This is a genomic window from Bacillus sp. EA-CB0995, assembly GCF_055814245.1.
The window spans coordinates 3,034,381-3,051,611 of record NZ_CP169269.1; the positions used below are offsets into that span (position 1 = coordinate 3,034,381).

12 protein-coding genes and 3 pseudogenes are annotated in these 17,231 nt (G+C 35.1%); 5 read left to right on the forward strand and 10 right to left on the reverse strand.

Annotation, left to right across the window (positions count from 1 at the left end; translation table 11 throughout):
* Nucleotides 1–48: 48 nt before the first annotated feature.
* Nucleotides 49–2,192: pseudogene (gene topB, locus ACEWFJ_RS15715) on the reverse strand (DNA topoisomerase III).
* A gap of 334 nt (nt 2,193–2,526) precedes the next feature.
* Between topB and ric the strand changes: the two are divergent.
* Nucleotides 2,527–3,234: an iron-sulfur cluster repair di-iron protein gene (gene ric / locus ACEWFJ_RS15720; RefSeq protein WP_473689169.1), complete on the forward strand. Its 708-nt coding sequence runs from the start codon at nt 2,527–2,529 to the stop codon at nt 3,232–3,234.
* A 153-nt stretch (nt 3,235–3,387) separates the two neighbouring features.
* On the opposite strand, the pseudogene ACEWFJ_RS15725 reads toward ric, so the two are convergent.
* Nucleotides 3,388–3,507: pseudogene (locus tag ACEWFJ_RS15725) on the reverse strand (radical SAM/SPASM domain-containing protein); the annotation flags it as partial.
* 174 nt (nt 3,508–3,681) lie between these two features.
* Between ACEWFJ_RS15725 and ACEWFJ_RS15730 the strand changes: the two are divergent.
* From ACEWFJ_RS15730 to ACEWFJ_RS15745, 4 genes are all read left to right on the forward strand, one after another.
* Entirely contained in the window at nt 3,682–4,371 is a 690-nt protein-coding gene (locus ACEWFJ_RS15730) for a Crp/Fnr family transcriptional regulator (protein WP_473689170.1), read from the forward strand.
* A gap of 98 nt (nt 4,372–4,469) precedes the next feature.
* Complete coding sequence (locus ACEWFJ_RS15735; RefSeq protein ID WP_473689171.1) at nt 4,470–4,697, forward strand: DUF1858 domain-containing protein; 228 nt, start codon at nt 4,470–4,472, stop codon at nt 4,695–4,697.
* A gap of 12 nt (nt 4,698–4,709) precedes the next feature.
* Nucleotides 4,710–5,939: a DUF438 domain-containing protein gene (locus ACEWFJ_RS15740; RefSeq protein WP_473689172.1), complete on the forward strand. Its 1,230-nt coding sequence runs from the start codon at nt 4,710–4,712 to the stop codon at nt 5,937–5,939.
* 338 nt (nt 5,940–6,277) lie between these two features.
* Nucleotides 6,278–7,984: an IS200/IS605 family accessory protein TnpB-related protein gene (locus ACEWFJ_RS15745; RefSeq protein WP_473689173.1), complete on the forward strand. Its 1,707-nt coding sequence runs from the start codon at nt 6,278–6,280 to the stop codon at nt 7,982–7,984.
* A gap of 358 nt (nt 7,985–8,342) precedes the next feature.
* On the opposite strand, the gene ACEWFJ_RS15750 is transcribed toward ACEWFJ_RS15745, so the two are convergent.
* From ACEWFJ_RS15750 to ACEWFJ_RS15785, 8 genes and pseudogenes are all read right to left on the reverse strand, one after another.
* Entirely contained in the window at nt 8,343–9,818 is a 1,476-nt protein-coding gene (locus ACEWFJ_RS15750) for a protein adenylyltransferase SelO (RefSeq protein ID WP_473689174.1), read from the reverse strand.
* Between the two features lie 401 nt (nt 9,819–10,219).
* On the reverse strand, nt 10,220–10,615 hold the full coding sequence (locus tag ACEWFJ_RS15755) for a cytidine deaminase (RefSeq protein WP_253629299.1): 396 nt from the start codon (nt 10,613–10,615) through the stop codon (nt 10,220–10,222).
* 39 nt (nt 10,616–10,654) lie between these two features.
* Complete coding sequence (locus ACEWFJ_RS15760; protein ID WP_253629298.1) at nt 10,655–11,956, reverse strand: pyrimidine-nucleoside phosphorylase; 1,302 nt, start codon at nt 11,954–11,956, stop codon at nt 10,655–10,657.
* 54 nt (nt 11,957–12,010) lie between these two features.
* Nucleotides 12,011–13,192 (reverse strand): NupC/NupG family nucleoside CNT transporter, encoded by a 1,182-nt coding sequence (locus ACEWFJ_RS15765; RefSeq protein ID WP_377884234.1) that lies wholly within the window; start codon nt 13,190–13,192, stop codon nt 12,011–12,013.
* Nucleotides 13,193–13,303: 111 nt separating this feature from the next.
* Complete coding sequence (gene deoC, locus ACEWFJ_RS15770; RefSeq protein ID WP_473689175.1) at nt 13,304–13,975, reverse strand: deoxyribose-phosphate aldolase; 672 nt, start codon at nt 13,973–13,975, stop codon at nt 13,304–13,306.
* A gap of 140 nt (nt 13,976–14,115) precedes the next feature.
* Nucleotides 14,116–15,063: a sugar-binding transcriptional regulator gene (locus ACEWFJ_RS15775; RefSeq protein ID WP_429710557.1), complete on the reverse strand. Its 948-nt coding sequence runs from the start codon at nt 15,061–15,063 to the stop codon at nt 14,116–14,118.
* Nucleotides 15,064–15,354: 291 nt separating this feature from the next.
* Nucleotides 15,355–16,074, reverse strand: a complete 720-nt coding sequence (locus ACEWFJ_RS15780) for a 3-ketoacyl-ACP reductase (protein WP_473689176.1) — start codon at nt 16,072–16,074, stop codon at nt 15,355–15,357.
* A gap of 155 nt (nt 16,075–16,229) precedes the next feature.
* Nucleotides 16,230–17,229, reverse strand: a pseudogene (locus tag ACEWFJ_RS15785) (branched-chain amino acid ABC transporter permease).
* Nucleotides 17,230–17,231 lie beyond the last annotated feature (2 nt).

A 17,231-nucleotide genomic window follows, 5' to 3' on the forward strand; every position in this document is an offset into this window, starting at 1 on the left:
TTCGTCCTCAATTGAAAAAGGTGTTACGACATAGCGTAACACCTTTCATCACTTCTCAAATACAAAATTAATCTTATTATCTTTCCATTCTAACTTCGCATCAAACGTTTTATCGTTCTTCTTAAAACCTTTCATTAGTTCCGTCTGTTCACCTTTTAATAGCTTCTTCATATTCTTTTGCGAAATCGTTTTTCCTAATATCTTTTTAGAGATTGTGAAATCACATTTCGTTGTATTATAGTTCGAGCATCCATAAAAAGTAGATTTATCAATTACATCTCCATCACACTTTTTACATTGTCCGACTTTTTTACCGACTGTAAATTTTGAATTGGATCGCTCAATAGATTCCACATGTAAACCTGTAAAATCCCATTTCTCAGACATTTCAATTGCATCTTCAATAATTTTTGCTGAGAGCTTTTTCGTTTGTTCCATAAAGGTTACTGGTGAAGCTGTACCTTCTCCAATTTCGGCAAGGCGCTGCTCCCACTTTGCTGTCATTTCTGGGGAAGCCAAAATTTTATCGCCAATTGCGGTAATTAATACTTTCCCTTTATCAGTTGCATACACTTGATTTTTCTTCACATCAATATATTTGCGGTCCTTCAACATTGTAATAATGCCTGCACGCGTCGCTTCTGTCCCTAAACCTTCTGTCTTTTTTAATACTTTTTCCAGTTCTTCGTTCTCTAAATACTTCCCGGCTGTTTTCATTAACGTAATAAGCTGACCTTCTGTATATCGTTTTGGTGGCTGGGTTTTTCCTTCTTTCACTTTCACCTTTGCAACTTTTCCCTGTTCACCTTCTTGTACAATTGGAAGAATTGTTTCTTCATCTTTATCATCTTGAAAAATGACTTTACGCCATCCTTCTTGAATTTGCTGTTTTCCTTTTGAAATGAATTCGGCCCGTCCATCAACGAGCGTTGTAATCGTAGTGTAGTCAAAAATTGCAGCTTCATAATGTGCCGCAATTAATCGCCGTACAATCATATCGTAAATTTTTCTTTCATCACCTGATAATTTACTTGGATTTGTTACTTGTTCTGTTGGAATAATGGCGTAGTGATCTGTAACCTTCTTCTCATTCACATATCGCTTGTTATTCATAATAGAAGAAACTGGTGCAGGCAACAAATCTTTATAATCTTCAAACTGACTTAGCTTCTGCATAATATCAGGAAACGTTGCAGCTTCTCCTTCTGTTACATAGTTAGAATCCGAACGCGGATACGATACAATTCCTTTTTGATATAAAGCTTGAGTTATATCAAGTGTCTTTTTCGGTGAAAATTTAAATGCTTTATTCGCCGTTGCTTGTAAGGATGATAAGTTAAATAAAAATGGCGGCTGAAACTCTTTTCGCTCTGTTTTCATTTCTTTCACTTCAGCCGGTTTATTTTGACAAAATGCAGCGATTTTATTCGCCATATTGGGATCCTTTAAGCGAGATTCATTGTCCTGTTCCCACTTACCTTCATATTTCTTTCCTTCTATATTAAAGGTTGCGAGCACTTCCCAAAATGGCTCTGATTTAAAGTTTTCAATTTCTTCCTCACGTTTCACAATTAATGCAAGTGTTGGTGTTTGCACGCGTCCAGCGGAGAAAACATCATTCATTCCTTTTTCTTTAGTAAAATGCTAAAAACACGGGAAGCATTCATCCCAACAACCCAGTCTGCACATGATCGTGTATATGCTTCGTAGTACGTATTGATTGTATCTGCTTCATCAAGTAAGTTTTTAAATCCTTGATAGATTGCTTGCTTCGTTAAAGAAGAAATCCACAGACGCTTCATCGGTTTTTGTACATTACAAAGATTAATGATATTCCGTACAATTAATTCCCCTTCACGCCCTGCATCTCCCGCATGAATAATTTCCGTCACTTGCGGATTATGTAACAGTTGTTTCACAACGTTAAATTGCTTATACTTTGATTTTGTTACTTCAAATTGAAAACGTTCTGGAATCATTGGTAACGTATCTAATGACCATTTTTTCCACTCTTCATGATAGTGTTCTGGATTACATAATTGCGTCAAATGACCAATGGCCCACGTACAATAAGCACCATTCGGAAACAATTCATTTGCTTCCACTTCCAAATAGCCGTCTTTTCGTCGATATTTAAATTGAGAAACGAGCGCTAAACCTTGATCAGGTTTCTCGGCAATAATTAATTTCATTTTATAACTCCCTATCTAAATTGCTGTGTCACTTCAATTATATTTATTTATTTTTCAGATGAGTATAACCCACAACAGTTCAAATTCCATTTTATATGTTATAGACTTCTAATATTATACGCTTAACTGAAATATCTTCACAATAGTGATTAATTACGTAATGTATTATATGTATCTACTTATTTTTGACATAAGTACAAGCATCATCACTTTATTACACAAACAACGTATGATGAAATTCACAAGTTATCAGTGATGTATATCACTACATAAATTTAAATTTATTGATATTTTTAATCTAGATACAAAATTTAAACTTTATGGAGGCATTCATATGGAACATGTATTTACTGAGACTTCTGTGATTGGTGACATTGTTACAAAATTCCCGAAAGCAAGCGATCTTTTCAAATCATATAGAATAGATTTTTGTTGTGGAGGTAATAAACAACTTATCGACGCAATTAATGATAGAAATTTGTCAGCAGAAGAGGTTATAACAAACTTAAATACTCTTTATTATGAAACAAAACTATTAAATGAAGCAGAAATTGACTGGACAATCGCCTCTTATAGTGAATTAATTGACTATATTGTGAATAAACATCATCGCTATTTAAATGAAGAATTGCCACAGTTAAGTCCATATGTAACAAAAGTATTACGCGTTCATGGATCAGGACAGCCTCATTTAGCTAAAATTCATAAGCTATTCCATGAATTAAAAACAGAATTAGAACAGCATATAATTAAAGAAGAAACAGAAGATTTTCCACTGATTTTAGCATTTGAGCAAAATCCAACTGATGAAAATTATACGAAATTAAGCAAAGTGGTGGGAGAGTTAGAAAGTGAACATAGCCATGCTGGTGATATTATAAAAGAACTTCGTAACATTACGAATGACTTTACTCCTCCAGAAGGGGCTTGCGGTACTTATCGTCTTGTCTATCAACGACTTGCAGCTCTTGAATCAGATCTATTCCAGCACATTCATTTAGAAAATAATATTTTGTTCCCGCGTGCAATTACACAGGCTTAAATAAAAAAGGTGAATCTATAGACATCAAGTCAAGGTTTAAAAACAACATTTTTTGAGCTTAAATAAAAAAGATTCTTATATAGATACCACTTAAATGTAACAAAATAGAACATAAGCACTTTTTGCTCATGTTCTATTTTTTACGTATTTTTTCTATTTTCGTAATGCTTTTGGAATATACACACAGAAAAGTTCACTTTCCATGTAATCTCCAGTGATACTAAAGACTCGAGAACGAGACCTTCCACAAACATATCGAAACTCACAAGATCCCCACTAATAAAAATTTCACTTTGTCTTGTCTAGCGTCCGTTGTTTAGCTACCTCCTATGAAGTTGAAAAAACGATTCGTTCTATCACAAATATGATTTTTATCACTGCTTTATTTTTGAAATTGATATAACTTTATTATAAAAATATGACGAGAATTGTTAAGGAGTTGTATATATGAAGGCAAAAATGATAAAAAAACATTTACAGGAAGTCCCCCTCTTTAAAGAACTTTCAGAAGAAGAACTTCAGCCTATTGTAGATATTTCACAATTACGAAATTATAAAGCAAAATCATTTGTATTTATGCAGGGTGACACACTTGATCGCGTGTTTTTTATCCACTCCGGTAAAGTGAAAATTCAAAAAACAGATGTAACTGGAAAAGAACAAATTGTTTCTGTGCTTCAAGCTGGAGAAATGTTCCCCCATGCTGGCTTTTTCCAAAAAGGTACCTTCCCAGCACATGCTGAAATACTTGAGACTGCACAATTGATCGTTACTCCAATCGCTGATTTCGAGAAGATTTTGATTCAGCATCCTGAACTATGTATTAAATTGTTTAAGGTTCTTGGAGAAAAAATTGTCGATCTTCAGAACAGATTAGAAGAACAGATTCTTCACGATACTTACGAACAAATTATTATGCTATTACTCCGTTTATGTAAGTCAAATGGTATACAGATGAATGACAAATACATATTAACGACCCCGTTTACGAATCGGGAACTCGCCAATATGATTGGAACATCAAGAGAAACGATTAGTCGCACAATTAATCAGTTAAAAAGAAAGAAATTAATTGATATTGATGAAAACGGTTGTTTCATTATTATTCCAGACAAATTAAAAGCAGAAATCATCTGATTAAAGAGTACATGTGTGATTTTTCTCACACCCTACTCATTTTCTCTATGTTACATTGTTACTGAGAATTAATATCAATAATTTCCGAGGTGAAGATGATGACAAAAATGATTGATTTTAGGAAAACAATTTGCGATTTGACTATTGAATACCCTGAAATCATCCTTATCTTAAAAGAACTCGGCTTTGAACATATAACAAAACCCGGAATGTTACAAACAGCTGGTCGTGTGATGACCATCCCAAATGGATGTCGAATAAGAGGAATTTCGTTTGATACAGTTAAAAAAACTTTTAAAAATAGCGGATTTAACATTATAGAGTAAAGGAGAATTTTTATGAGTGAAATAATTAACAATCGTGAACATAAAAGTATGAATACGTTTGAACGACAAGAAATCCTAAAAGAAATTATTAAAAATCTTCATAACGGGAAAAGTGTTGAGGAGGTAAAAGCTCAATTCGAGGAAGCTGTCGGAAATATTACGGTTACAGAAATCTCCCAACTTGAACAGACACTCATGGAGGAAGAAGGAATTCCAGTAGAAGAAGTACAGCGTTTATGCTCAGTGCATACAGCTATTTTTAAAGGTTCCATTGAAGAAATCCATAGATCTGATAAACCAGAAGACCAGCCTGGACATCCGATTCATACGTTTAAGCTTGAAAACAAAGAAATCGATATACATGTTAACTTTAAGCTTCAACTTCACTATGAACGTTTCGAAAAAGAAGATAGTAAAGAAAACATCTATAAACTAATAGAAGACTTAAATCTATTAATGGATATTGATAAACATTACAGCCGTAAAGAGAATCTGCTTTTCCCTTATTTAGAGAAATACGGAATTTATGGACCAACGCAAGTAATGTGGGGCGTCGATGACAGTATTCGCAATGCTATTAAAGACGTCAAACAAAAATTAAAAAATTATAATGGAGATAAAAAAGCTGTCTTATCTCAGGTTTACTTTGTTATTCATGAGGTAGGTGAAATGATTTTTAAAGAAGAAAATATTTTATTTCCAATGGCTCTTCAAACCCTTACAGAAGATGAATGGATTAAAATCGCTCATGAAAGTGATGAAATTGGCTATTGCTTAACAAGTCCTACAAGTGTATGGAAACCTGAAAGAAAATCTATACAAGAAAAAGCCATATCTGAAGGATTCATTCGCTTAGAAACAGGTATGTTGTCTCTAAAGCAATTAGAGCTACTAATGAACCACTTACCTGTAGATATTACATTCATTGACGAGGATGATGTTGTACGCTACTTCTCTCATGGAAAAGAGCGGATTTTCGCCCGTACGAAAGCGGTCATCGGCAGAACAGTCCAAAACTGCCATCCTCCAAAAAGCGTTCATATTGTTGAAAAGCTCTTAAAAGACTTCAAATCTGGAAATAAAGATTGTGAAGATTTCTGGATTAAATTTCAGGATAAATATGTATACATTCGTTATTTTGCTATACGGAGTGAAGATGGAGAATACATGGGTACCCTTGAATTCACGCAAAATATTAATCCGATTCAAGAAATCCAGGGAGAAAAACGTATTCTTTCATAAGTTGAGTGTGTCACCAGCCGTTTATCTTTTTCTTTTATATCACTCTATGTAAAGTGTTTTTTATAGTTCGCATGATTAATTATTGTAGCATTTCCCCCTTCTAGATTATGTGCTAGAAAACATAGTAATTGATTTAAATTCATCCTAAATATATATCATTTACAAATAAAACGACTACTTTAATTATTTTATCATATCTGGCGATTCATCCCCCACCTCAAGCGCGAAGCGGTAGGTGGGGGATGAATCGCTTTTTTGTTTTTTTAAGTATATAAACAGAAACGTATGTTCTTTTTTGGTATACTTTGTGTATACAAAACAAGAAAGGAGCGTGTCCGATGAAAAAAGCATATTTTTCAATTCGTATCTATAAGAATGCACTGAATCCGAAGTATGTTGAAGCTATTGGACATGCTCTTTTCGTATTTAATCGTGCGAAGCATTTCGCTTTTCAAACGCAAGTGTTAGAAAAACGTTCTGGCACTTCCAGACGTTCTGAGAGTATGCAAATTACTGTAAAATCACGATTTAGTCTGAATGACTATTATGCAAATAGTGCTGTGCAGGAAGCCAATGCACTGTTTTCTTCTCAGACAGAATTGAAGAAATTGTATATCGAAAATAAAAATGAACAAATTAAAGCTGTAAAAAAGAAAATTAAGAAAACCAAGTCAGATTTGACAGTGCTGAATAAAATGAAAACATCTTTTATCAAAGGGAAGCCAAAGTTCAATAAAGCGTCCAAAGAACAACAAATGGGGCGATATTTTGTTGTGCAATTTAAAAAGAGAACGGATATTTACTATCATGCCTATCAATTTGAGCATGAATATTTAAATGTGCGTATTCAAACACTTCATTCTCGTTTAAGTAACCTTGAATTTCGATTGGATAGACTACAAAAGCTACTTCATAGTTTAAAAAACAAAGTTTCTTCTGTTGTATTTGGGAGTAAAAAACGATTCAAAGCACAACATACTGTAGATACTTATGTTCAAAATCATACACTTTGGGTTCAGGATTTTGAACAGGCTCGTTACAGTCAAATGTTGATTTCAGGTCGAAAAGACGCGAAATCAGGAAACTTTGTATTTACATACAATACAGAATCACAATCTTTACACTTTACAACACCAAACGGTGTTGTAGTTGAAATTCCGAACCTTACATTTCCGTATGGACAAGAACAAGTGAATGCAGCTGTTCAAAACCAATGGAATTGCAAAGATAAAAAGAATGCAGGAAAACCAATCAGTTGGGCAATTGAAGACCACGGGGATTACTACATTTTTAAATGTTTAATAGATATTGAAGAGAACCAAAATAAAAACTTCAGCAAATCCGATGGTGTCATTGGAGTAGACTGTAATTTTGACCACTTTGCTTGGTCAAACATCAATAAACAAGGACAACTAATAAAAACGGGTGTATTATCCTTTGATATTTTAGGTAAAACGTCAGAACAAATTACTAAAATTATGGAAGTAGAAGCCATTGCATTAGTTGATATTGCTGTAAAAGCAAACAAACCGATTGTTGTAGAAAAATTAAACACAACAAAAGCAAAGGTTAAGAACCCTTATGGTAACAAAAAAGCAAACATGATGATGAGCATGTTTGCTTACAAAAAGATGATTTCAGCTATTAAAAGCCGTGCTGAGAAGATGGGTGTAGCAGTATTTGAGATAAATCCAGCGTACACTTCTCAAATTGGTAAAATCAAATATATGAAACGTTTTGGTATCAGTATTCACCAAACAGCTTCTTATGTCATTGCTAGAAGAGCAATGGGATTTAAAGAAAAACTTCCACCAATTTTGTATTCACTATTACCGGAGAAGATGGTAGGTCTGCATCATTGGGCGCAATGGAAGTGGCTGTCTGGCATCCTGTCTGATTTGCGTGTTCACACATTCTATCAGATGGAGCTTTCGAACCATAACAAGATTCGTTCTGCGAACGAACTTTTTCCTTCAGGGGCTCTTACAGACTTGGAAGTAAAAGGTTTGTCTAAGTTTGAAAGCAGAAAAACCATACCTTGTTGAATGGGGATGGTCTGCTAAGCATTTTGTCTTAGTTGGCCCTTTTGGGAATCCCTTCCTCAAAAATTCGTTAGGATTTTAGGTGGGGATAGTTCAATTAGAATCAAATAAGGGATACAAACCTCAATTTTATGCGGTATAAATATATAATGTTACACATTTTATAAAGGGAAAAGAAGAGGATAGATACAAGCAGAGAGATGCTGCCTGTTCTATCCTTTTTTGTACCACAAGAAAGGACAAACTAAAATAATGCTACCTCAATTAAAGAAGTAGCATTACCTTGTATGAATCTTAAACCATCCCAAAGCTTCAACATGATTGTAGAAAAACAAAAAGAACCATTCCCAACACTTCTATATCATGTACCACAAAAAGTTCGGTAAGGACATGATGATGGCGCAGGTAGTGTCGCGTAATCATCTTGCTCTGGGGAGTACGCGTAAGGATTTGAAAGGACATTAAGAAGACGTTCCATCACGCTGTAATCTCCATGTTTCACAGCAGCTTCCAAAGCTTCTTCTACTCTGTGATTCCGTGGGATTACCGCAGGATTGTTTTTCCGCATCAATAAATGTGAAGAATCTTTTGATTCTTCCTGTCTACCTAGTCTTTCCTGCCACTGCTCATGCCACTGATTGAATTCTGGAGTTTCAAACAAGGCCATATCCTCCAGCTTATCAAAAGTTAACGCACGGAAAGTATTCGTATAGTCCGCACGATACTTCTCCATGATAGTAAGGAGGTCTTCAATAAGTGCTTTATCCTGTACTTCTTCGTTAAATATCCCTAATTTAGCTCTCATTCCAGCGAGCCAGTTCGAATGATATAACTCATTAAAATTTAAAATTGCATCTTGAGCCATTTCCATCGATTTTGCATAATCACTATGCAATAGTGGTAATAAAGTTTCAGCAAGCCTTGCAAGATTCCATCCACCAATATACGGCTGATTGCCATAAGCATAGCGACCTTGAAGATCAATGGAACTGAATACCGTTTCCGGATCATAAGTATCCATGAAGGCACAAGGACCATAATCAATGGTTTCCCCACTAATGGTCATATTGTCGGTGTTCATCACCCCATGAATAAAACCAACAAGTTGCCATTTTGCAATCAACTGAGCTTGACGCTTAATCACTTCCTCAAGTAGGTAAAGATAGCGATTAGGGGCAGCGTCACCATCTGGATAATGTCGCTGTAATGTATAATCAGCTAAGGCTCGAAGCTCTTCAACTGTCCCCCATTTGGAAACGTATTGAAAGGTACCAACGCGCAAATGACTTGCTGCCACACGGGTGAGGATTGCACCTGGCTGCTCAGTTTCGCGAAAGATTGATTCACCGGTCGTTACTACCGCTAGACTACGGGTAGTAGCAATACCAAGCGCATGCATTGCTTCGCTGATAATATATTCGCGTAGCATCGGTCCAAGTGCCGCTCGACCATCCCCCCGGCGAGAGTATGGTGTTCTACCAGAACCTTTCAGGTGAATATCAACCCTCTCACCTAAGGGAGTGATTTGCTCGCTAAGCAGCAGAGCTCGGCCGTCTCCGAGCCGGTTAAAATGCCCGAATTGATGCCCCGCGTAAGCTTGAGCAAGAGGAAAGGCACCTTCGGGAATCCGATTTCCTGCAAGCACCGCTACTCCATCGTCACTTTCTAGTTCCTCGATGTTCAATCCTAGGGATGTTACCAACGAATCATTGAGAATAACCAACTTCGGTGAGCGAACAGGTGTTTGATTGAGGCTGGTGAAAAATGATTCCGGTAGACGGGCATAGCTATTATCTAAGTTCCATCCTGTTTCTATTCTTTCTTTTTTATTTGTCATTGTATCACCGTTTCTTCTTTTATCTTTTTTACATAAAACAAAAACTCTAATAATTAAATGGTATTTTAGTTATGTATTTCTACATCAATACAAAGCAACCTTTTTTAGTGTCTACTTCGGTTAATTTATTATACTATTTCCGACAAATTATGAATTTTGTACTGCATCGATTCGAAAACTATTGAATTAAATATTAAGTAATAGTAAACACCCTTCTAATTATAATACATTAATATAAAAAATTGGCAGAATATGTGGTATATCTATTTGCTAGCAGATATATGTTATCTATATTATTGCAATTTGAACGAATTATTTATAAAAAAGAAGCTATCCCTCTATTTAATATTGGGAATAGCCTCTTTATTTTATCATTTACAAATTACATAATATATCTTTCATTACATTAAATCATTAATTGAAAACCCACCTGGCAGTAAACTTTCAACTGTTACTTCTTTTTCATCGCCTTTTTGATTTGTCAATAATACTGGCATTTGCGGATCACAAAATTCTGCGATTACTTGTCGGCACGCTCCGCATGGTGAAATAGGACCATCCGTATTACCTGTTATTACTAAATAACTGAAATCGCGTTCTCCTTCTGACACTGCTTTAAATATTGCCGTTCTTTCGGCACAATTACATAAACCATAAGACGCATTTTCTATGTTACAGCCTGTATAAATTTTACCATCTTTCGTAACGAGTGCCGCTCCAACAGGGAACTTTGAATATGGAATATAAGCTTTTGACAACATCTTTGTAGCTTCTTCAATATATTTTTGTTTATCCATATCATTTCCTCCTCAAAGTAAATGTAATTCTGTTAAGTATTAATCAGTTATCACAGTGTAAATTAATTTAGGAGTTTCAGCCTTTTCTGATACAGAAATGTTTTCATAAATTTTAGCTTTTACATCTTCAACATCTTCGCGATTTGCATAAATCGTAACTAATGGCTCTCCTTCTTTTACAACTTCGCCAACTTTTTTGCGTAGCATTAAGCCAACCGCTAAATCAATTTCATCCTCTTTCGTTGCACGACCTGCTCCTAGAAGCATCGCAGCAATACCGATTTCATCTGCAACAATGTTAGACACAACACCTGAAGTTTTAGCTGGTACATCAATTACATATTTCGCTTGTGGTAACTTTTCTGGATGATCTACAATCGAGCTATCTCCGCCTTGATTACGTAAGAACTCTTTGAATTTCTCAATCGCTTTTCCATTTTTCATAACTTCTTTCAACATTTCACGTGCTTCTTCTAATGTATTTGCTTTTTTACCAAGTACAACCATTTGGCTTCCTAATACAAGCACTAATTCTGTTAAGTCTTCTGGACCTTCTCCTTTTAGCGTATCAATTGCTTCCTTCACCTCAAGAGCATTACCAATCGCAAAGCCAAGTGGTTGTGACATATCTGAAATAACAGCCATTGTTTGACGGCCAACATTATTTCCGATTCGAACCATTGCATGTGCTAATTTTTTCGCATCCTCTTCTGTTTTCATAAATGCTCCTGCTCCTGTCTTAACATCAAGAACAATTGCATCAGCTCCAGCTGCAATTTTTTTACTCATAATCGAACTTGCGATTAGTGGGATCGAATTCACAGTTCCCGTAACATCACGTAGTGCATATATTTTTTTATCGGCAGGTGTTAAATTTCCTGTTTGTCCAATAACTGCAACCTTATCACGATTCACTAAATCAATAAATTGCTCTTTCGTAATCTCAACATGGAATCCTTCAACTGCTTCTAATTTATCAATCGTACCACCTGTATGCCCTAGACCACGTCCAGACATTTTTGCAACTGGTACATCTAAAGCAGCTACTAATGGTCCTAAAACCAATGTTGTTGTATCACCAACACCGCCAGTTGAATGTTTATCTACTTTAACCCCTTCAATCTCTGATAAATCAATTGTCTCTCCAGAATTCACCATAGCCATTGTTAAATCAGCACGTTCACGATCAGACATATCTTGGAAAAAGATAGCCATTGCTAGTGCACTTACTTGATAATCAGGGATTGATCCATCTGTATATCCTTTAATAAAAAATTGAATTTCCTCTGTTGTTAGTTCTTTACCATCACGTTTTTTTGCAATAATATCTACCATTCTCATCCTAATCACCAATCCTTCTTATTTTATTTTGTAAAGGGTAAACTTATTAAACTCTTAATATATTAATCCAACTATTGTTGCGGATAAAAAGCTTACTAAAGTTGCTCCGAAAAGCAGTTTCAAACCAAATCTTGCTACCACATTTCCTTGTTTTTCATGTAAACTTTTAACAGCTCCAGCGATAATTCCGATTGAAGAGAAGTTTGCGAATGAAACTAGGAACACCGATATGATAGCAGTCGTTCTTCCTGAAAAATTAAAGTTTCCTTGTGCTAAATTTGTCATAGCTACAAACTCATTTGATACAAGTTTCGTCGCCATAATATTACCGGCATTAACAGCTTCATGCCAAGGAACCCCCATAATAAATGCAAATGGCGCAAATACATAACCAAGAATCTCTTGGAATGAGATACCAATTACTCCTTTAAAAATGGCATTAATAAAAGCAATTAAAGCAACAAATCCAATTAGCATAGCAGCTACTGTAATAGCAACTTTAAAGCCATCTACTATATATTCCCCTAATACTTCAAAAAAGGTCTTTTTCTCTTCCTCTTGTACTTCTAAAATATCTTCTTCTTCCGTAACCTCATAAGGATTAATAATAGAAGCAATGATAAACCCACCAAACAAGTTCAGCACTAAAGCGGTTACAACATACTGTGGTTTTAATAACACCATATAGGATCCCACTATAGACATGGACACCGTCGACATTGCAGAAGCACACAGTGTATATAATCTTTTTTCACTTAATAAACCTAATTGTTTCTTAACAGAGATGAATACCTCTGACTGCCCTAAAATGGCTGAAGCTACAGCATTATATGATTCAAGTTTTCCCATTCCATTCACTTTACTTAAAGCTAAACCAATATATTTCACAATGAACGGCAATACCTTAAAGTGCTGCAAAATACCAATTAAAGCTGATATAAACACAATTGGCATTAATACTCCTAAAAAGAATGAAAATTCTTTTTGATTTAACAAACCACCAAATACAAAGTTAACACCATCAGCAGCATACTTTAACAATTGTCCAAAACCATCTGCAATTCCAGCAATTAGTACGTTCCCGATACTTGTATTTAATAGTAAGAAACCTAAAATAAACTGAAGTATAATCATCGTTATAATAGGGCGATATTTCACTTTTCTTCTATTATTACTTGCAAGCCATGCGATACCTAACACAATTATCAAGCCTATGATACCGATTACATATTTCATAAAAATCCCCTCCTTTTTCGTATCCGCTTACATATTTTTTGATTGTTAAAGCAATAGATACACTATGCTTCTCAGCAATTCGTGTATCTATTGCTTACAACTTTTTATGAATTAATAGTTATCTGAAACGCCGTTTGTATCATTTAATACAATTGCAACACTAGCACTTGCTCCGATTCTAGAAGCGCCGGCTTCAATCATTTTCTCTGCATCTTCTCGCGTACGAACGCCACCAGATGCTTTTACACCAACGTTTTCTCCAACAGTTTTGCGCATTAATGCGATATCTTCCGCAGTTGCTCCACCAGTTGAGAATCCAGTTGAAGTTTTTACAAAATCAGTACCAGCTTTTACAGATAATTCACAAGCACGAACTTTTTCTTCATCTGTTAATAAACAAGTTTCAATGATAACTTTTACAAGTGCTTTTCCTTTTGCAGCTTGTACAACTTCACGAATATCGTTTTCAACGAATTCATTATCTCCATCTTTTAAAGCACCAACATTGATTACCATGTCTACTTCAGTTGCACCTTTTGCAATTACATCTTTTGTTTCAAATACTTTTGTCTCAGTTGTATTTGCACCTAAAGGGAATCCGATTACTGTACAAACATCCACATCATGCCCTGCTAATTCTTCAGCAGCTAATTTTACCCATGTAGGATTAATACAAACAGAAGCGAAATTATATTTCTTTGCTTCTTCTAAGACTTTCATAACATCTTCTTTCGTAGTATTCGGTTTCAAAACTGTATGATCAATTAACTTTGCAATGTTCATTTTTTTCACTCCTCATATCTTTTAACAACTTCATTCTAACTCCTCTTTGAACAAATGTAAACACGCTTTTGAAATTTTGTTCAAACGTTTTTATAAAAAAGGTTCTCCCAAAATCATGATTTTGAGAGAACCTTCTATTACTAGCCTTTTTGATAATGTAGCAACTCTTTTGCTGTATGCTGATCGATAATCAACACATTCGCATATCCGCCTCTTAACGCACCATCAATTGCTTTTACTTTTCTAGAACCTCCTGCAACAAGAACAGAACGCTTCTTTAAGCGCAACTCTTCTAAATCAATACCAATTGTGCGCTGATTAATTTCCTCACTGCAAATATTACCGTCTCCATCGAAGAAACGTGAACAAATGTCCCCAACAGCTTGTTCTTTCAATAAGCTCATTTCTTGTTCATTCAAGTAACCTAGTCGAAATAATAAAGCCTCATCTCTAACAGTTCCAACTGTGAAAATGGCAATATTAGCTTGTTTTCCCATCTCAACAATATGATGAATATGCCTATCCTGTTCTACTAATTCTTTTGTAACTGCATTATCAAATATAACTGGAAGCGGTAGATTTCGTGGTGTTGTTTGAAAGGCGTCCGCAAACAAGGCAATTGTTTCATTCGCATATGTATTTACACTTGAATGACTAATACCTCCTTTTAATTGGACAACTTCTACCCCTTTCACATGCTGCGGGACAATTTTTCTAGCGACTTCATACATCGTCGTTCCCCAACTCACACCAACAACATCACCATTTGTAACAGTCTTTTCCATATACTCAGCAGCATACTTACTAATATACTCTGTAATGGCCGTATATTCTGGTACTGGAGAAAATACGACATGCGCCTCTAATAAGTTATATTTTTCTTTAAGTAGGTTTCCTACATTATCTAAATCAGCAAATGGATCAGTTATTTTAATTTGAACAAATCCTTTTTCTTTTGCATATTTTAACAATCTCGAGATAGTCGGCCTTGAGATATTTAATTTATTTGCAATCTCTTGTTGACTATAATCAGATTGGTAGTATAACCTTGCAACTTCAACGCTTAATTGTTGTTTTTCTTTGTCCATATTCGTTATTTCTATACCCCTTCCAAACTTATTCTACCTTAATGGCATCATAACATTTCATGTTAGAAAATTCGACTATACGAATTGGAAATAAACGTATTTCACAAAAACATTTTTTCTTAGTTACCTCATTATGTTTGTCTGTTGATGAAGTGACATGTTGGAATGAGATTCAACAAGATGAACATTTCTATCGTGATTAAGAAACTATGTGCTAAGGTTACGCCTAAAAAAGATAGCTGTTCTTTTTCAGAACAGCTATCTTTTTTGCTAATTCAATCATCCATTCTCTTACGGATTTGTAGACCATAATCCAGCAGATTTAATAAATGTACGTTTATTTAATTTTAGCTGCGCTACAATAAATTCGGCAATATCTTCAGCCTGCATAACTCTATCTGGGTTACCATCTGTCAAACCTAATTCTACTGCCATATCTGTTGCAACTGTACTCGGTGTTAATGCTGTCACGCGAATATTATGTTTACGTACTTCCATCGCTAACGATTCTGTTAAACCAAGAACACCAAATTTAGAAGCACTGTACGCGCTTGTTACTGGCGCTCCTTTTTGTCCAGCTGTTGATGAAATATTAATAATGTCACCAGACTGCTGCTCAATCATTCCTGGTAACGCAGCACGAGTCACATAATAGACGCCCATTAAGTTCACTTGAATGATTTTTTCCCATTCTGCAACATCTAGTTCTAAGAAATTGCCAAATTTAGAAATTCCGGCATTGTTAATTAAAATATCAATAGAACCTAAGCCATTTTTTAATGTTTCAATTGCTTCACCTACTTCTTCATATGAAGATACATCAGCAGTAGCAATTACAACTTTCACGCCTTCTGCCTCAACTTCTTTTGCAACAGCCTTTAAATTTTCTTCTGAACGTGCTAAAAGTCCTACATTCACGCCTTCTTTTGCTAAAGCAATTGCTACGGCACGGCCAATCCCTCTTCCAGCTCCTGTAATTAATGCATTTTTTCCTTGTATTAATTCTGCCAAATATAACACTCCTTATTCATTCTAAATTACTAATTTTTATATCATGAATTTTATCTATATATTATTTAAAGTACAATACTGCACTTTAATGTGCGTAGGTTACCCATAAGTAACTATTAGATTCATTATCAGGTAAAAGGCCATTTTCTAGCGTATTAAGCACTATGCTCAATTTGCTCCTTCTTCTCTTTTTTCTTATACTGTTTCCAGTTCACCAGTTTCCTAACTGTTCCTAACATACCTGTTGGAAGACCTAATAAGACGATGATATACAATAAACCAAGAAAAATCGTCCATCGTTCAAAAATTGGGTACTGCGCAGCAAGCTCTGACAAATAGTATTTCAAAGATTCAATCATTCCTGCCCCTACTATCGCTCCTACTAATGTCCCAATACCACCGATTGTCGTCATTAATAAAGCATTCAGCGTCATGTCAATTGAGAAAACGGTCGTATTTACAAAGCGAAGTGTGATAACAAATAATCCGCCGCTCACAGATGCTACAACTCCAGCTACAACACTCGCAATTACTTTATAGTGAAGAATTTTATAACCAAGTGCTTCCACACGTTGTTCATTTTGCGAAATCGCTTTTAATACGTTTCCAATTGAAGATTTCGTAAACAGTTGCAGTAATAAAAAAATGATTACTAGACTTATTAATGTAATATAGTAAAATGTGAAACGATCTCGAAATATATCAGGTACACGGAACGTAAAACCATCCCCCCATGCGTAACGGTTCGCCATTTTTCAGCTAGCACAAAGAATAATTGCGAAATAGCTAGTGTTAGCATCGCATAAAAATGACTTTTTAATCGCAAGGAAAGCATTCCAACTATATAACTAATGACCGCTGATAAAGTGACTGCTAATATAATCCCAATAAAAAAACTCGATATTGTTGCCTCTTGTCGATCTAATAAAAGTGCGACACAATAAGCACCGATTCCAAAAACATACAATGTCCAAACGACACAATTCCCGTATAACCTAATAAAATATCAAAACTCATCGCAAATATTGCGAAAATGAAAATTTGTGTAAGCAAGATTAACATGCTCCTTGAATCGTTTATAAAAGGAAATATCATGAAACAGAAAAGAATTGCACCCAAAAAATATAAGCTAGCCCGATTAGATGATGTGGTCATAA

Coding starts and splice junctions, on each gene's coding strand:
- ric (WP_473689169.1), top strand. CDS start 2,527: ATGGAACATGTATTTACTGAGACTTCTGTGATTGGTGACATTGTTACA.
- ACEWFJ_RS15730 (WP_473689170.1), top strand. CDS start 3,682: ATGAAGGCAAAAATGATAAAAAAACATTTACAGGAAGTCCCCCTCTTT.
- ACEWFJ_RS15735 (WP_473689171.1), top strand. CDS start 4,470: ATGACAAAAATGATTGATTTTAGGAAAACAATTTGCGATTTGACTATT.
- ACEWFJ_RS15740 (WP_473689172.1), top strand. CDS start 4,710: ATGAGTGAAATAATTAACAATCGTGAACATAAAAGTATGAATACGTTT.
- ACEWFJ_RS15745 (WP_473689173.1), top strand. CDS start 6,278: ATGAAAAAAGCATATTTTTCAATTCGTATCTATAAGAATGCACTGAAT.
- ACEWFJ_RS15750 (WP_473689174.1), bottom strand. CDS start 9,818: ATGACAAATAAAAAAGAAAGAATAGAAACAGGATGGAACTTAGATAAT.
- ACEWFJ_RS15755 (WP_253629299.1), bottom strand. CDS start 10,615: ATGGATAAACAAAAATATATTGAAGAAGCTACAAAGATGTTGTCAAAA.
- ACEWFJ_RS15760 (WP_253629298.1), bottom strand. CDS start 11,956: ATGAGAATGGTAGATATTATTGCAAAAAAACGTGATGGTAAAGAACTA.
- ACEWFJ_RS15765 (WP_377884234.1), bottom strand. CDS start 13,192: ATGAAATATGTAATCGGTATCATAGGCTTGATAATTGTGTTAGGTATC.
- deoC (WP_473689175.1), bottom strand. CDS start 13,975: ATGAACATTGCAAAGTTAATTGATCATACAGTTTTGAAACCGAATACT.
- ACEWFJ_RS15775 (WP_429710557.1), bottom strand. CDS start 15,063: ATGGACAAAGAAAAACAACAATTAAGCGTTGAAGTTGCAAGGTTATAC.